Raw genomic sequence first — 13,372 nt, 5'->3', positions numbered from 1 at the left:
GGGGGTGGGTGCGGCGGCCCCGCCCGCCCCCTCGGGCGTGGCGTTGCGTTCCGGCCGGGCTCGCGGGGCCTGATCCAAACGACAGGCCCTAGCCTGGACGCATGGCAACAATCCTGATCACCGGTGCCACCTCCGGCCTCGGCCGGTACCTCGCCTTCGAGCTGGTGCGCGGCGGGCACGTCGTGCTCGCCCACGGCCGGGACGAGAAACGCAACGACGCGCTCGTCGAGGAGCTGCGGGCCACCGGCGGGCGCGCCGAGGGCTTCGTCGCGGACCTCTCCTCGCTGGAGCAGGTCCGCGACCTCGGCGCCCGGGTCGCCGCCGCCCACCCGGAGCTCGACGTCCTCGTCAACAACGCAGGCGTCGGCACCGGCACGCCGGGCACGGGCCGCGAGCTGAGCGCGGACGGGCACGAGCTGCGGTTCGCCGTCGACCTGCTCGCCCCGGTCGCCCTCACCCGCGCCCTGCTGCCCACGCTGCGCGCCAACGCGCCGTCCCGCGTGGTGAATTGCGGCTCCCTCGGCCAGTCCCCGGTCGACTTCGACGACCTGGAGTTCGCGAGCGACTACAACGGTGTCGAGGCGTACTGTCGCGCCAAGTTCGCCCTCGCCGCCCACACCTTCGCCCTCGCACGCGAGCTGTCCGGCACGGGCGTGCACGTCAACGTCATCCACCCGGCGACGTACATGGACACGGCGATGGTCCGTGAGGCCGGGGTCGGCCCGCTGAACACCGTCGAGGACGGCGCGACCGGCGTACTGGCCCTGGCCGTCGGCGAGTTGGGCGGTGAGGCCACTGCGGGGTTCTTCGACGGGGAGCAGCCGACGCTCGCGCACGCGGAGACGTACGACCGCGAGGTCCAGGACCGCCTCGACACCGAACTCGACCGGATCCTGGGGCCGTTGGGGCTCTAGGGCTTGTCGTTTGGATCAGGCCGGATCAGGGAGCGGGGCCTGGTGCGTGCGATCGCAAGGCGGAGGAGGGAGGCGACGCGGAGCGTCGTCGACCGACGACAACGCCGCGAGCGTGCGTGCCAGGCCCCGCGAGCCCGGCCTGATCCAAACGACAAGCCCTAGCGCAGTCCTCGCCCCGTCTCCAGTACCTCCCGGGCCCGCGCCGTCAGCCCGTCCGCACCGCATGAACGGGCCAGTTGCAGCCCGCGGTTGAGCTCGGTCAGCGAGCGCGCGGCGATCCCGTACTCGACCCGTGCCCGAGCGTGTTCGTACGCGCAGGGGGACGCTTCGAGGTACGTGACCGCCTTCGCGTAGAGGGTGAGCTGCTCGCGCCCCGTGGCCAGTGCGGCGGCGCACCGCAGCGCCTCGCCGATCGCGGTGTCCGTGCCGAACCGCTCGGCCTGGACGCGGGACTGGGCGACGAGTTCGGCCGCGCGCCCCGGGTCGGTGTCGGCGAGGGCGAGGGCCAGGTCGCCGGCCCACGACGCGACGACGGTGTTGTGCCCGCCGCGGGCCAGGGCCACCTTGCCGCCGGTCTCCAGTTCGTTGATGCCTTCTTCGGTGCGGCCGACGGCGAGCAGCAGCCGGCCGCGCACCGAGTACGCGTCGGGCAGCAGGATCATCGACGGGTAGGGCGCGGCGAAGCCGTAGCGGTCGGCGATCCGCAGCGCCTCGTCGGGCTTGCCGCGGACGAGCAGCGTGTCGATGAGCATGGCCGCCGCGTCCCAGTGCATGGGCAGTCCGTGGCCCACCCGGTCGGCCAGGCGCAGCGCCTCGCGCAGGAACGCTTCAGCATCGTTGAGCCGCCCGCGCCTGCGGTGGACGTAGCCGACGAAGGCGTGCGCGAGCGAGAGGTGGCCGCCGCTCCACCCGGCGGTCTCGTAGGCGCGCATGCTCTCCGTGAACAGGCTCTCGGCGCGGTCGAGCCGGTCGGCGAAGAGGTACGACAGGCCGAGCGCGATGAGGATCTCGAAGCCCCACGCGGTGTCGGTCCAGCCGAGGCCGGGCGCGAGGCGGCCGTTGACCAGGGAGCGGTCGCAGTACTCCGCGACCTCCTCGGCGTTCTCGCCGCGGTTCATCATGTCGAAGGCGCGCAGGATCAGCAGGACGCGCTCGGGGTTGTCGCGTCCGGTGACCCGGCCCGCGAGTTCGGCGAGGCTGCGGGAGCGGTCCTGCGGATCGTGCTCGCCCGCGTAGATGCACTCCCAGAAGAGGCGGGTGGCCCGCAGCCGGAGCCGGTGGTGGCCCTCGTCCAACTGGGCGGTCTCGGTGTCGATGGCGGCGAGCGCGTCGTCCAGGCGGTTGGTGTGGACGAGCGCCTGGGCGAGGCGGCACACCGCGTCGACGCGGTCCTCGCCGATGAGCCCCGGCTTCGAGTCGAGAGCGGAGCGCAGGTGGGCGACGGTGGTGGACGGCGACGTGAGGAGCGTGGCGCAGCCCAGTTCGTACAGCACGTGCGGGCGTATCTCGGGCAGCGGCGGTTCCTGGAGGGCGCGCTCCAGGCAGCGCCGGGCCGCCGAGGGGGCACCGACGGCGAGGTGCTCGCGGGAGGCGGCGCGCAACTGCTCGACGAGTTCCGGGTCGTCGTCCGGGTGCACCTCCAGGAGGTGCCGGGAGGCCGCGGCGGGGCCGTGCCCGGAGGCGGTGACCGCCCATGCGGCCTGGCCGTGCATGGCGGTGCGGGTGGCCGAGGGGATCGCGTCGTACACGGCGGACGCGATCAGCGGGTGGACGAACTCCAGGGTGTCGGTGGCGCCGTAGCCGGATCCGGGGGTCACGGTGTCGGTCAGGATGCGGGCGGCGCGCAGGTGCTCGGCGCAGCGTCCCGCCTGCTCGGGGTTCATGCCGGCGAGCAGGGCGGCCAGGCCGGGTTCGATGCGGGTGCCGAGGATGGCGGCGGCCCAGGCGAACCGGGTCGCGTCGGTGCCGAGCCCTTCGAGCCGGGTGACGAGGCCGCGGCCGCGGGCGGACCGGTTGAGCGCCCGCAGTTCGACGGCGGCCCGCTCGTCGGGCTGGAGCTCGCTGTCCTGCACCTTGGCGAGCAACTCGACGGTCTCGTACGGGTTTCCGCCCGTGACGGCCCACACCTCGCGGCAGAACGGGTCGTCGGCGTGGCCGCCGACCGTGGCGCGGGTCAGTCCGGCGGTGGCGTCCGGGGTGAGTGCGCTCAGCTGGGAGACGCCGGGGCGGGCGGCGGCGGCCACCGCGTCCAGGCAGGCGGCGGCGCGCCCGTCGGCGGCCTCGCGCTGGGCGACGACGACGAACACCGGCAGCCCGTCGAGGCGCTCGGCGAACGCGGCGAGCCACTCCAGGGTCTCCAGGTCGGCCCAGTGCGCGTCGTCGATGAGCAGCACCAACGGCCAGTGCAGTCGGGCCAGTCGGGACGCGGCGGCGACGAGTCCGTCGCGCACGCCCTGCGGGTCGGCCTGCCGTCCGGTGGGCTCGGCGATGCCGAGGGCGGGGCCCGCGATGTCGTACCAGTCCCCGAAGTACTCGCGGGCCTCCTCCTCGGAGAGCGCCACGAGGGCGGGCTGCAGGAGTTGGCGCACGACGTTGAAGGGGACGGACGTGACGGTCTCGCCGCCCCGGGCCGACCACACGGTGGCCCGGCCCGCCGCCATCTCGCGCACCTGGGAGAGCAGCGCCGTCTTGCCGATGCCCGCCTCTCCCTTGAAGACGACGAGGCTGCCCGCGACCGCGGAGCCCGCGCACAGCTCGTCGAGCGCGCGTGCCGCGACGTCGAGTTCGGACTCTCTCTCCCACAGGTGAGGGCCAGAGGGCGCGGCGTCCGCGTGCCGTCGTCCCTGGGTCATCCCACAGCCTCCCGTTGTCGTACCGGGTGTCGTCCCGGTGTCCGGTCGCAGCCGACCACTTGGGGCGATCGACGTACTGGTCACGAGCCTAGACCGGGAGGCCGTCGCTTCGTGGGGCGTCGCGGCAGCCGGTGACATTTGGCCGGAGATGGGCAGTGCGGATCCCGCGGGTAACGATCCCGACCGCGGGGAGGGACCCTCTCATCCCCTTTTCAGCCGGGCCTCATACTGTTCCGTCCATGACGTCGCAGACACCCGCAGGCTGGTATCCCGACCCGGGGCAGATACCCAACGGCCCGCGCACCGAACGCTGGTGGGACGGCGCACGCTGGACCGACCAGACCCGCCCGGCCACCACTACCCCGCCGGCGCCGCAGCCGCAGCCGCCCGCGCAGCAACCGGCGCAGTTCGCCCCGCAGCCGCCCGCGCCCGACCCGGCGTACCCGAACCATCCGGGCCATCCCGGCCCGTTGCCGCCGGCGTCGCGCGGCCGGGGCCGGATCGCCATCGCCGCCGGGATCGCGGTCGTGGTCCTCGCGGGGATCGGCACCGGTGTCTACGCGCTCACGACGGGCGGTGGCGGCGACGGAAAGAACGACAGGAACGACAAGGCGGACTCCCGGTCGCAGAGCCCGAAGGAGGCGAACCCCGAGGATCCCGGCGCCCCCGGCGGCGGGGGCGAGAGCCCGGATCCCGACGGGCAGGGCGCCGGCCCGCGGGCTCCACTCGACCAGGGCTTCGCCACCGATGTCAGCAACGGCGTCGCGATCCCGGTCATCAAGAACTGGACCGGCACCGACGGCGCGGGCGTCGCCGGCATCACGGTCGGCCCGTACCCCTGCCCCAACTCGAAGGGCGACGTCTGCGTGAAGGGCGGCGCGTCCACCTCCTCGGCGCAGCGCCTCAAGCTCGACGCGAAGACGGCGAAGGCGGCCGCGAAGGAGGACATCGCCAAGAACGCGAAGTCGTCCTACGGCGGCAAGACCTACCAAGGGATCACGGGACACAAGCAGGTCTTCGCGAAGGCGGTCACGGTCGCCGGGCAGAAGGGCTACCGGGTCCGCTGGAGCGTCGAGACGAAGGCGGGCGTCGACGCCTGGGTGGAGTCGGCCGCCTTCCCCTCGCCCGCCAACCCCGACAAGCTCGTCGTGCTGCGCGCGGGCGTCGACGTCCCGAAGACCGCCGCGGACAAGGCGAAGGGCCCGGACGCCGGGGCGATCGACAAGATCCTCAAGGGCATCAAGAAGGCCACGGTCACCGGCGACGGCGACACCGGCGAGAACGTCTGAGCCCGGCCCCCGCCCCGTAAAGGTGCGGCCGGGCGGGTCCCCCTCCGCTCAAGGAGGAACCCGCCCGGCCGGGGGTGCGCGCCGCCCCCGTCCCCACGGTGCGGCGCGGGCAGACCACCGGTCGGTCATCCCTGCGACCGGCGGCCTCCCGTTCAGGTGGCCCGACCCTCCGGGGTCAGGCCGAGTCCCGGAATCAGCGCGCGTTCGACGAAGCCGACGAGATAGTCGGGATCGGCCTCGCGCCCTTCCAGGATCGGTCGGCTGCGCATGACTCCGAAGAGCTGCGCGGCCAGGTAGGGCAGCGCGGGATGGTCCGCGGCGATCTCGCCGCGCGCCACCGCCCGCCGCACCATCGCGTCGATCGACGCGAGCTCCGGCTCGATCAGCGCCTCGCGCAGCGCGCCCTTCAGCTCGTCGTCCTGGAGGGCGGCGTGCCCGAGGGCCTGCACGAGCACCGTGTCCGGCTTGGCCTGCGACGCCGCGTTGCGCGCGGCGGTCACGAGGTCCCCCGCGAGCGTACCCGTGTCGGCCGTGAAGAACTTGGCACAGCGTCCGGCCCGCAGCGCCGCGGCCACCAGCTGCGGCTTCGTCTTCCACTGCCGGTAGAGCGTGGACTTGCTGCAACAGGCCTGCGCGGCGACGCCCTCCATGGTCACCGCCCCGTACCCCTGCTCCCGCAGCTGATCGAGGACCACGTCGAAGAACTCCTGGGCCCGCTCGGGGCTGATCTTCGAGCGGCGCGAGGCGGTGGGCGCGGCCTCGGTGGCCTTCTCTCGCGTCGTCATCGCCCTCACTCCTCGGGTCGGCGGCAGTGTCGATGAGATCACACCGGCCTATCGATACGCCAGTGTACCGGTACGCAATCGTATCGGTACACTGGCGTATCGATGAACGGGAACATGCGGGAGCCGGAGCAGCACGCCGTCCGGCCACCCCTGATACGCGAGCTCTTGCTGGTCGTGGGACTTTTCCTCGTCTACAAGCTCGGGCGGCAGCTGGCCAACGGCCACACCGCCGAGGCCTTCCACAACGCCGACCACGTGTGGAGCTTCGAGCGTGCCGTGCACCTGCCCGGCGAGGGCGCGGTGCAGGACGTGCTGCTGAGCAGCGACACCCTGGTGCACGCCGCGAACGTCTACTACGCCTCCGTGCACTTCCCGGCGACGATCGCGCTGCTCGTCTTCCTCTACCTGCGCCGCCCGCGCCACTACCTGTGGACGCGGCGGGTGCTCGCGGTGCTCACCGCGGCGGCGCTCGTCCTGCACCTGACGTTCCCGCTGGCCCCGCCTCGGATGCTGGGCGCCGCGCACCTCGTCGACACGGCGCAGGTCTACGGCCCGTCCGTCTACGCGGCCAAGCCGTCCACCGACACCATGGCCAACCAGTTCGCCGCGATGCCCTCGCTGCACTTCGGCTGGGCCCTGATGGTCGCGATCGGCCTCGTCGCGGCGACCCGCTCGCGGTGGCGCCGGCTGTGGCTGCTGCACCCGCTGTTCACGCTTCTGGTGATCGTGGGCACCGCCAACCACTACTGGCTCGACACGATCGTGGCCACGCTGCTCCTGGGCGCCGCGCTCGCGGTCATCCGGCTGCCGCGCGCCATCGACACGACCGGCTTCTGGCGCCACCTGTTCCCGGTGCCCGCGCCCGCGAGCGTTCCGCCCATCACGGAGTCCTCGGCGTCCACTCCAACCCCCTGGACACCGGCCGCGTTCCGTACGCCACCGGACGCGCTGACGGCCGCCGATGTGCTCGCGGCGGCGACGCCGACGCACATACCGGTCGAGGTGATCGCCTCGCCGCCCCCCGCGCCGAGCCTCACGACCGGAGCGGCACGATGACCGCCACCCTGCTCGCCGTCGCGCTCTCCCTCGTCTCCGCCGTCGCCTACGCCGCCGCGGCCGTGGCCCAGGAGCGGCTCGCCGCCAGATCCGGCGCGGGCGTGCTGCGGCTGCTCGCGACGGGGACGTGGTGGTGGTCGGTCGGCCTGAACGCCTCGGCCGCGCTGCTGCACGTCGCCGCGCTCAAGTACGGGCCCCTCACCCTCGTCCAGCCGCTCGGCGCGCTCACCCTCGTCGCGGCGGTGCCGCTGGGGGCGAAGGTGGCCGGTCGGCACGTCACGGCCGGCGAGTGGCGGGGCACGGCGCTCACCCTCGTGGGCCTGGGCGCGCTGCTGGTGACGGCCTCGGGGCCCGCCCCCGACGACACGCTCTCGCTGCCCGAGGCGCTCGGCGTGGCCGCGGTGACGGCGGCGCTCATCGGCGTCCTCTCACGGCGCGGCGCGAAGCCGGGCCTGCGCCACGCCACCGCCTCCGGCGTCGCCTCGGGTGTCGCGTCCGCGCTCACCCAGACCGTGACGGTCGCGGCCACCGACCGCACGGGCCCCCTGCTCGACGTCCGGGTGATCGCGGTGGCCCTCCTGGTCGCGGCCTTCGCGGCAGGCGGCCTGCTCCTCTCCCAGACGGCCTACCGCGGCGGCCTGGGCGCCCCGCTCGCGATGGTGACCCTGGCGAACCCGGTGGCGGCGTCGGTCATCGGTTTGGTACTGCTCGGCGAACGCCTCCAGGGCGGAGTAGCAGGCTGGAGCCTGGCAGCGGTGGGCGCGGCCCTGGCGACCGGGGGCGTGGTGCTGCTGACACATTCGCCAACGGGCGAACCACGTGAGGCCCGTGTGGCCGGTGAGCCAGGTCAAGCCCCTGCGGCGGGTGACCAAATTCAAGCCCCTGCGGCGATTGAGCAGCGGGGTCCGGGGCAGAGCCCCGTGGCCGCAACTCCGTAGGACCGCGACAAGGAACCGGTCACCCGAACCCGCGGGAGTCCTGCTTCAACGCCGTGTCCACCGTGAGCGCCGTCGCGACGACCAGGCTCAACAACGGCTCCGGCAACTGGAAATGCACCTGCAGCACATAGTTGTCGGCCGTCGTGAACATCGTCTTGGCCAGCCCCTCCCACGTCTTCGTGATCCGCGCGACCTCGTTGTCCGCGTGGTCGACGATCGCGAAGTTCCAGGCCCGCCAGTTCTCCGCCTTGATCGCCCCGATCTGCTGACCGTTCACGACCATCGCGAAGTTGATCTTCCCGATGGCGTTCTGCTGGACGATCTCGCCGACCGGCGTGCCGTCCGGCCGCTCCACGAGCACCTTGGACTTGATGAACTTGGCAGGCCGCGTGAGCACCAGGTGCGGCTGCCCGTACGCGTCCCGGATCTCGAGCCTGTGCGTCATGAACTGGTCGACGCTGGCGACGAACCGCAGCGCCTTCTTCATGGCGCTCTGGCCGACCTGGACGACGGAGCCCAGCTGGTTGCCGTGCTGATCCATGACGCTGTACTCGTTCGTCAGCTCGATCAGCTTGGCCTTCTGGTTCACCACGAGGACCGGCTCGGTGAACAGCGTGCCGCCGCCCTGCCCGGCCCCGGCGACGCCCGCCTGCCGCTGCACCTGCCGCTGCACGTCGGCGGCCCGCGCCTGCCCCTGCTGCTCGTGCAGGGACTGCGGCTGGGGCTGCCCCGGCGCGAACTGCGGCTGCGCCGGAGCCTGCTGCTGCGGCACCTGCCCCGCGGCCGGAGCCTGAGGCTGGGCCTGGGCGGCGTGCGTGTGCCCGGTCCACTGGGCGCCGTCCCACCACCGCAGCGTCTGGGGCGTGCCCTGGGGGTCCGGGTACCAACCTGCGGGGGTGTTCGAATGCGTCGTCACCGGGGCACACTACCGCGATCCCCTGTGCACCTTTCCAGCCCTCAGCGCACGCTTTCCCACAGCTCCCGCTCGGCCGCCCGCGGATCCCCCTCGACCCGGCAGGCCCCCGCGTCGAACACCATCGTCGTCCGCTCCCCCGCCGGGTCGTACGGGTCCCAGCCCGGATCCCCGGACGCCGCGAACGCGACCCACGCACCGTGCATCTCCCGGGCCAGCTCCGCCGGTGCGTCCTTGCCCGCGAGCGCCGCGTAGTCCGGGTCGTCGGCCCGGTCGAAGACGAAACCCAGCTCCAGGGCGTGGCACGCGCCCAACCGACCGTCGAACTGCGGCGACCGCCACGCGAACTCGTACAGGTGCGAGCCCGGCACGGACTCGGCGAGCCGCACCGCGGGGATCCGCCAGAACCAGTCGGTGACGACGGCGTCGAGGAGTTCACCGGGACTCGCGTCGGGACGGCTCGCGCGGTACCCCTCCAGGTCGGCGCCGAAGGCCTCCGCGCCCCGCCGTACCCGCCCCTCGCTGATGGTGTCGAAGCGCCCGGTCGGCACCATGTAGAGCCGGTTCTCCTCGCGGTTGCTGCCGACGAGGACGTCCACACCGAGGTCGGGCCCCGGCATGACGTGCTCGTCCGCGATCGGCTCGAAGACCATCCCGTTCAGCGCCGCGTCGCCCCACACCGCCGGGTCGGGCCGGCTCCGGAACTCGTCCGACAGCGCGCCCTGCGCCGCGATCAGCTCCGGCAGCGGCACGGCCGCGAACGCCTCCGCCGTGTGTGCGACGCCGAGCCGCTCGGCCAGCCGCTCGCCGATACGCCGCGCGGTCTCGGGTCGTACGAAGTGGTGGCAGGCCCCGCTCTGCAGGATCGCGCGCCGGAACAGGCCCCTGGCCCGCGGTTCGACGAGCAGCCGGCCGATGGCCACCCCGCCCGCCGACTCCCCGAACACGGTCACCCGGTCCGGGTCCCCGCCGAACGCCGCGATGTTGTCCCGCACCCACTCCAGCGCGGCGATCATGTCGAGAAGGCCGCGGTTGTCGGGCGCCCCCGGCAGGTGCAGGAATCCGTCCACGCCGAGGCGGTAGTTCACGCCGACGAAGACGACGCCGTCGCGGGCGAAGGCGTCGCCGCGGTAGCCGGAGGAGTTCGCGGAGCCGTTGGAGAAGGAGCCGCCGTGCAGCCACACCATGACGGGGAGGCCGGCGCCGGTGCCGGGCTCCGGCGTCCAGACGTTCAGATTGAGACAGTCGGCGCCGTCCTGGGACGTCTCCGGGATCAGCGCGTCGAACGGCGGGGCGTACGGGGCCTTGGGCGCGGTCGGCCCGTACTCGGTGGCGTCGCGCTCCCCCGTCCACGGCTCGGCGGGCTCGGGCGCGGCGAAGCGGCGCGGGCCGAACGGGGCGGCGGCATACGGCACTCCGAGGAACGCGGCGATGCCGTCCTCGGTGCGGCCGCGGAGGGTTCCCTGCCTGGTGACTGCGGTGGCGTCGGTCATGCTCCTCTCGTACCCCTCGCCCGCCTCCGCGTAAAGATCCCCACGCAGTCGTGTCAGCCACACCCCGCGCCGAGCGTGCGCTCGCCGTCCTCGCCCGCGGGAGGCGCGGGGCGGAGGGGTTCGCCCGCGAGCCACTGGGCGACGGCGCGGCCGATGGGCTGCCCCGTCTCGATCTCGATGAACCCGAACTGGCCCGACTGGTTGCACTCCAGGAACCACCAGATGCCGTCGGCGTCCTCGGCGAAGTCGAACGCCCCGTACGCCAGTTGCGCGCGGGTCAGATAGGCCCGCACCCCGTCCGCGACGCGCCGGGGCACGGATATCGGGCGCCAGGGGCCCGCGGCGTCGTCGAAGCGCACGTCGTCCACGGCCGCCTCCGTGCTGTTCCCCAGCGCGTCGGCCTCCGGCGAACTCGCCGCGCGCGCCGCGAACAGCCGGTCGCCCACGCAGGTCAGCCGGATGTCCGCGGCCCTGCGCACCCGGCGCTGCAACAGCGTCGGCCCGTTCGCGACGTCCTGGTAGTCCTCGCCCGCCCGCACACGCGTGGTGGGCACGGCGAGCCCGGCGTCGCCCGGGTGCCTGCCGGAGACCGGCTTGACGATCAGGTCGGGATAGCGCGCGGCGAACTCGCGGGCGGCGCGCGGGAACGTGGTGATCAGCGTGGGAGGCACCGGCAGTCCACAGCCGCGCGCCAGCCACAACTGCCAGGGCTTGTGGCGGGCCTGGCGGGCGGAGTCGGGGTGGTTCATCCAGCGCGCCTCGGTGCAGCGCAGCATCCCGTACAGGGACTGCGAGGCCTCCTCGGTGAGCCAGGACGACGCGGCCTGCGCGCGGGCGGCGGGCACGCCGGGGCGGCGCACCCAGATCGAGCGCAGGCCGCCGATGCTGACGACCCGGCCACCGACCGAGAGATGGCCGTGGAACGCGCCGTGCGCGAACTCGCCCGACACCCCGACGCCGCCGGGCAGTTCGGCGGGGTCGAGCCGCAGGACGGGGATTCCATTGGCGTTCAATTCGACGACGGCCATGTCGGCCGTCACATCCTGTTCACTCGTCAGGATCAGCACGGTCATTTCGGCAGGGCCGTTCAGTCGTCGAAATGGGTTTTCGAGCCCGCGGTCGAGGTGGTGGCCGCGAAGTTCCGCAACACTGCGTAGTCGCGTGCCGCCACTGCGCCGTCGGCCAACACGTTCAACTGCAGCGTTGCGTCGTACACATACGGCGCCCTGACCTCTGCCTCTCGCGTGGGGCGGGCATAGTTCAGTGCGAACGGTCGCATGAGCTCTCCTAGTTGGGGGTGCGCCAAGTCAAGCGCATGGTGACTCTCCGACGTCGCACCTCCAGCGAATTTCCAGGTCTCGTTTTGGGTAAGACGCGTCACACCCCTGAGGAGTTCATTCCGCCACGCAGCGTGATGACACAACGTCAGGCAGGTAATGACCGCGCATTGCGGGGGGCTTTGTGGTCACTCCACCTATACGGCGCCTTTACAACCCTTTACATCTCTGCATGGGGGCGTACGGCGACAATCCGCCACCCTGACCGAACGCCCCCTGCACGTACCGATCATGGGGCAGGGTGACCTTCATGACCCGGCACACGAAGCGGCACCAGAAACGGCACAAAAGACGCTCGGCGCTGACCCTCGCCACCGCCCTGGGCGCCCTCACTCTCGGCGCGACCACGGCGTCCGCCGCACCCACCTGGACCGAGACGGGCACCACGCACGTGAACTCCCTGACGGGCAGTCAAGGTCTGGCGTCCCGCGCGGACGGGACGCTGCTGTACCGCGGCCTGGGCTCGATCCCCCTGTCCCTGCGCGTGGCCGGCTGGACGCACGTGGGCGACCCGGACGTGGCGCGCGGCTACACGTTCGACGCGTACCAGGGCGGCGACAGCGCGACGAAGAAGATGTTCGCGGTGACGACCTCGGCCGGACAGCGCACCACGTACGAACACGCCCTCGACCCGGGCGAATTGCTCAACAACTCGTTCGCGTCCGTGTCGCCCGACGGGCAGTGGCTGGTGTCCGGCGAGTGGGGCACGCGGCAGCGGCTCCAGGTCTTCCCCACACCGGTCCTCAACCCCTCCGCGCCGCAGCCGGGCGCCAACCTCCCCCAGGCCGGCCAGATATCCCTCGACAAGCCGGTCACGAACATCCAGGGCTGCGACTTCACCGACGCCACCCACCTCCTGTGCTCGTCCGACGCCGCGACGAAGGAGGTCCTCGAGATCACCCTCGACCGCCCCCTGGACGGCACACCGGTCACGGGCCGCGTGGCGTCCGCCTTCGCGATTCCTCAGCGCAGCGTCTGCAAGGGCACGTTCGAGTCCGAGGGCATCGACTACGACGCCGCGCGGGGCGCCCTGCGCGTCCAGATGGTGCCACCGGCCCCGTGCCTGGTGACGACCGCCGTGCTCGCCTACAAGAGGGGGTGACTCGGTCGCGCATCGACCGATCGGACGACATGGGGTCCGCCCCCCTCGACCGCGGCACGTACCCGACGGGGCGACGCCGGGGCACGCGAGCGGGGCGGAGGATCGGGGCATCGGCACAGCCCCCACCCGACGGAGGACCGCGATGCGCACCGGACGACGACGCCCCAGCACCCGCCTGAGCGGACTGATCGCGGTCGGTGCACCGGCGTTCGTCACGGCCTGCACCGCGGCGCCGGACGACGCGGCGGACACCGGGCGGTCACCGAGGGCCTCGGCCGAGCGGTCGTCCGGCGCCCCGTCCGGCGCCCCGTCCGCCGCGGAGGCCTCCGCGAACCTGCTGCGCGCGGCGGGCGAGGGCGACACCGGCGCGGTCCGCGCCGCCATGGCCCGCGCCCTCGTCCCGGCCGACCCGGACTACTCGCTGCTCAACCGCTACGGCGGTACGTCGCTGATCCCCGCGGGCGAGCACGGCCACGCCGCGTACGTCCGCGAGGTACTGCGCAGCACCGACGTCGACGTGGACCACAACCGTCCGCTCGCCCAACCGGTGCCGGACCTCGACCGGCTCGCCGAGGCCTGCGCGACACTGGGCCGCTGGAGCTTCATGCTGGTGCTGGCACCACCGCGCATCACGGGCATCACCGGACTCGTCGTCAATCCGGTCGCGGTCTTCTGACGCGGCACCGGAAGTGA

At 72.9% G+C, this 13,372-nt stretch carries 12 protein-coding genes; 6 read left to right on the top strand and 6 right to left on the bottom strand.

Going from position 1 to position 13,372, the window contains the following annotated elements; genetic code table 11:
- The first annotated feature begins 101 nt into the window (after positions 1-101).
- Positions 102-914: an SDR family NAD(P)-dependent oxidoreductase gene (locus ACIA8D_RS17250; protein WP_399232891.1), complete on the top strand. Its 813-nt coding sequence runs from the start codon at positions 102-104 to the stop codon at positions 912-914.
- Positions 915-1,072: 158 nt separating this feature from the next.
- Here ACIA8D_RS17250 and ACIA8D_RS17245 read toward each other — a convergent pair whose 3' ends face one another.
- Positions 1,073-3,766 carry an ATP-binding protein gene (locus tag ACIA8D_RS17245; RefSeq protein WP_399232889.1) on the bottom strand — a complete coding sequence of 898 codons (2,694 nt, stop codon included), beginning with the start codon at positions 3,764-3,766 and terminating at the stop codon, positions 1,073-1,075.
- 239 nt (positions 3,767-4,005) lie between these two features.
- On the opposite strand from ACIA8D_RS17245, the gene ACIA8D_RS17240 reads away from it, so the two are divergent.
- On the top strand, positions 4,006-5,055 hold the full coding sequence (locus ACIA8D_RS17240; RefSeq protein ID WP_399232887.1) for a DUF2510 domain-containing protein: 1,050 nt from the start codon (positions 4,006-4,008) through the stop codon (positions 5,053-5,055).
- 152 nt (positions 5,056-5,207) lie between these two features.
- Here the strand turns inward: ACIA8D_RS17240 and ACIA8D_RS17235 are convergent, their stop codons facing one another.
- Positions 5,208-5,840, bottom strand: a complete 633-nt coding sequence (locus tag ACIA8D_RS17235) for a TetR/AcrR family transcriptional regulator (protein ID WP_399232884.1) — start codon at positions 5,838-5,840, stop codon at positions 5,208-5,210.
- A 114-nt stretch (positions 5,841-5,954) separates the two neighbouring features.
- Between ACIA8D_RS17235 and ACIA8D_RS17230 the strand changes: the two genes are divergently transcribed.
- Both ACIA8D_RS17230 and ACIA8D_RS17225 read left to right on the top strand, forming a co-directional pair.
- A complete protein-coding gene (locus tag ACIA8D_RS17230; RefSeq protein ID WP_399232914.1) occupies positions 5,955-6,896 on the top strand; it encodes a phosphatase PAP2 family protein in 942 nt (313 codons plus the stop codon).
- Positions 6,893-7,834, top strand: a complete 942-nt coding sequence (locus ACIA8D_RS17225; RefSeq protein ID WP_399232882.1) for a hypothetical protein — start codon at positions 6,893-6,895, stop codon at positions 7,832-7,834. The genes ACIA8D_RS17230 and ACIA8D_RS17225 overlap by 4 nt, the downstream gene beginning before the upstream one ends.
- Before the next feature lie 19 nt (positions 7,835-7,853).
- Here ACIA8D_RS17225 and ACIA8D_RS17220 read toward each other — a convergent pair whose 3' ends face one another.
- Genes ACIA8D_RS17220 through tgmA form a run of 4 tightly spaced genes read right to left on the bottom strand, consistent with a single transcriptional unit; the run spans position 7,854 to position 11,519 of the window.
- On the bottom strand, positions 7,854-8,750 hold the full coding sequence (locus ACIA8D_RS17220) for a phospholipid scramblase-related protein (RefSeq protein WP_399232881.1): 897 nt from the start codon (positions 8,748-8,750) through the stop codon (positions 7,854-7,856).
- Between the two features lie 41 nt (positions 8,751-8,791).
- Positions 8,792-10,240, bottom strand: a complete 1,449-nt coding sequence (locus tag ACIA8D_RS17215) for a carboxylesterase/lipase family protein (RefSeq protein ID WP_399232878.1) — start codon at positions 10,238-10,240, stop codon at positions 8,792-8,794.
- Between the two features lie 53 nt (positions 10,241-10,293).
- Positions 10,294-11,313 (bottom strand): ATP-grasp ribosomal peptide maturase, encoded by a 1,020-nt coding sequence (gene tgmB, locus ACIA8D_RS17210; RefSeq protein WP_399232876.1) that lies wholly within the window; start codon positions 11,311-11,313, stop codon positions 10,294-10,296.
- Positions 11,314-11,327: 14 nt separating this feature from the next.
- Entirely contained in the window at positions 11,328-11,519 is a 192-nt protein-coding gene (gene tgmA / locus ACIA8D_RS17205) for a putative ATP-grasp-modified RiPP (RefSeq protein WP_399232874.1), read from the bottom strand.
- Between the two features lie 308 nt (positions 11,520-11,827).
- On the opposite strand from tgmA, the gene ACIA8D_RS17200 reads away from it, so the two are divergent.
- Positions 11,828-12,679 carry a hypothetical protein gene (locus tag ACIA8D_RS17200; protein WP_399232872.1) on the top strand — a complete coding sequence of 284 codons (852 nt, stop codon included), beginning with the start codon at positions 11,828-11,830 and terminating at the stop codon, positions 12,677-12,679.
- Positions 12,680-12,821: 142 nt separating this feature from the next.
- Positions 12,822-13,355, top strand: coding sequence for a hypothetical protein (locus ACIA8D_RS17195; RefSeq protein WP_399232870.1), 534 nt, complete (start codon positions 12,822-12,824; stop codon positions 13,353-13,355).
- Positions 13,356-13,372 lie beyond the last annotated feature (17 nt).

Source organism: Streptomyces sp. NPDC051684 (assembly GCF_044453445.1).
Lineage (GTDB): Bacteria > Actinomycetota > Actinomycetes > Streptomycetales > Streptomycetaceae > Streptomyces.
The sequence above is the reverse complement of the archived record's forward strand: the minus strand, read 5'-3'. Positions and strand labels throughout refer to the sequence as shown.

Excerpts from the sequence above, each read along its gene's own strand:
- ACIA8D_RS17250 (WP_399232891.1), top strand. The coding sequence starts at position 102 with ATGGCAACAATCCTGATCACCGGTGCCACCTCCGGCCTCGGCCGGTAC.
- ACIA8D_RS17245 (WP_399232889.1), bottom strand. The coding sequence starts at position 3,766 with ATGACCCAGGGACGACGGCACGCGGACGCCGCGCCCTCTGGCCCTCAC.
- ACIA8D_RS17240 (WP_399232887.1), top strand. The coding sequence starts at position 4,006 with ATGACGTCGCAGACACCCGCAGGCTGGTATCCCGACCCGGGGCAGATA.
- ACIA8D_RS17235 (WP_399232884.1), bottom strand. The coding sequence starts at position 5,840 with ATGACGACGCGAGAGAAGGCCACCGAGGCCGCGCCCACCGCCTCGCGC.
- ACIA8D_RS17230 (WP_399232914.1), top strand. The coding sequence starts at position 5,955 with ATGCGGGAGCCGGAGCAGCACGCCGTCCGGCCACCCCTGATACGCGAG.
- ACIA8D_RS17225 (WP_399232882.1), top strand. The coding sequence starts at position 6,893 with ATGACCGCCACCCTGCTCGCCGTCGCGCTCTCCCTCGTCTCCGCCGTC.
- ACIA8D_RS17215 (WP_399232878.1), bottom strand. The coding sequence starts at position 10,240 with ATGACCGACGCCACCGCAGTCACCAGGCAGGGAACCCTCCGCGGCCGC.
- tgmB (WP_399232876.1), bottom strand. The coding sequence starts at position 11,313 with ATGACCGTGCTGATCCTGACGAGTGAACAGGATGTGACGGCCGACATG.
- tgmA (WP_399232874.1), bottom strand. The coding sequence starts at position 11,519 with ATGCGACCGTTCGCACTGAACTATGCCCGCCCCACGCGAGAGGCAGAG.
- ACIA8D_RS17200 (WP_399232872.1), top strand. The coding sequence starts at position 11,828 with ATGACCCGGCACACGAAGCGGCACCAGAAACGGCACAAAAGACGCTCG.
- ACIA8D_RS17195 (WP_399232870.1), top strand. The coding sequence starts at position 12,822 with ATGCGCACCGGACGACGACGCCCCAGCACCCGCCTGAGCGGACTGATC.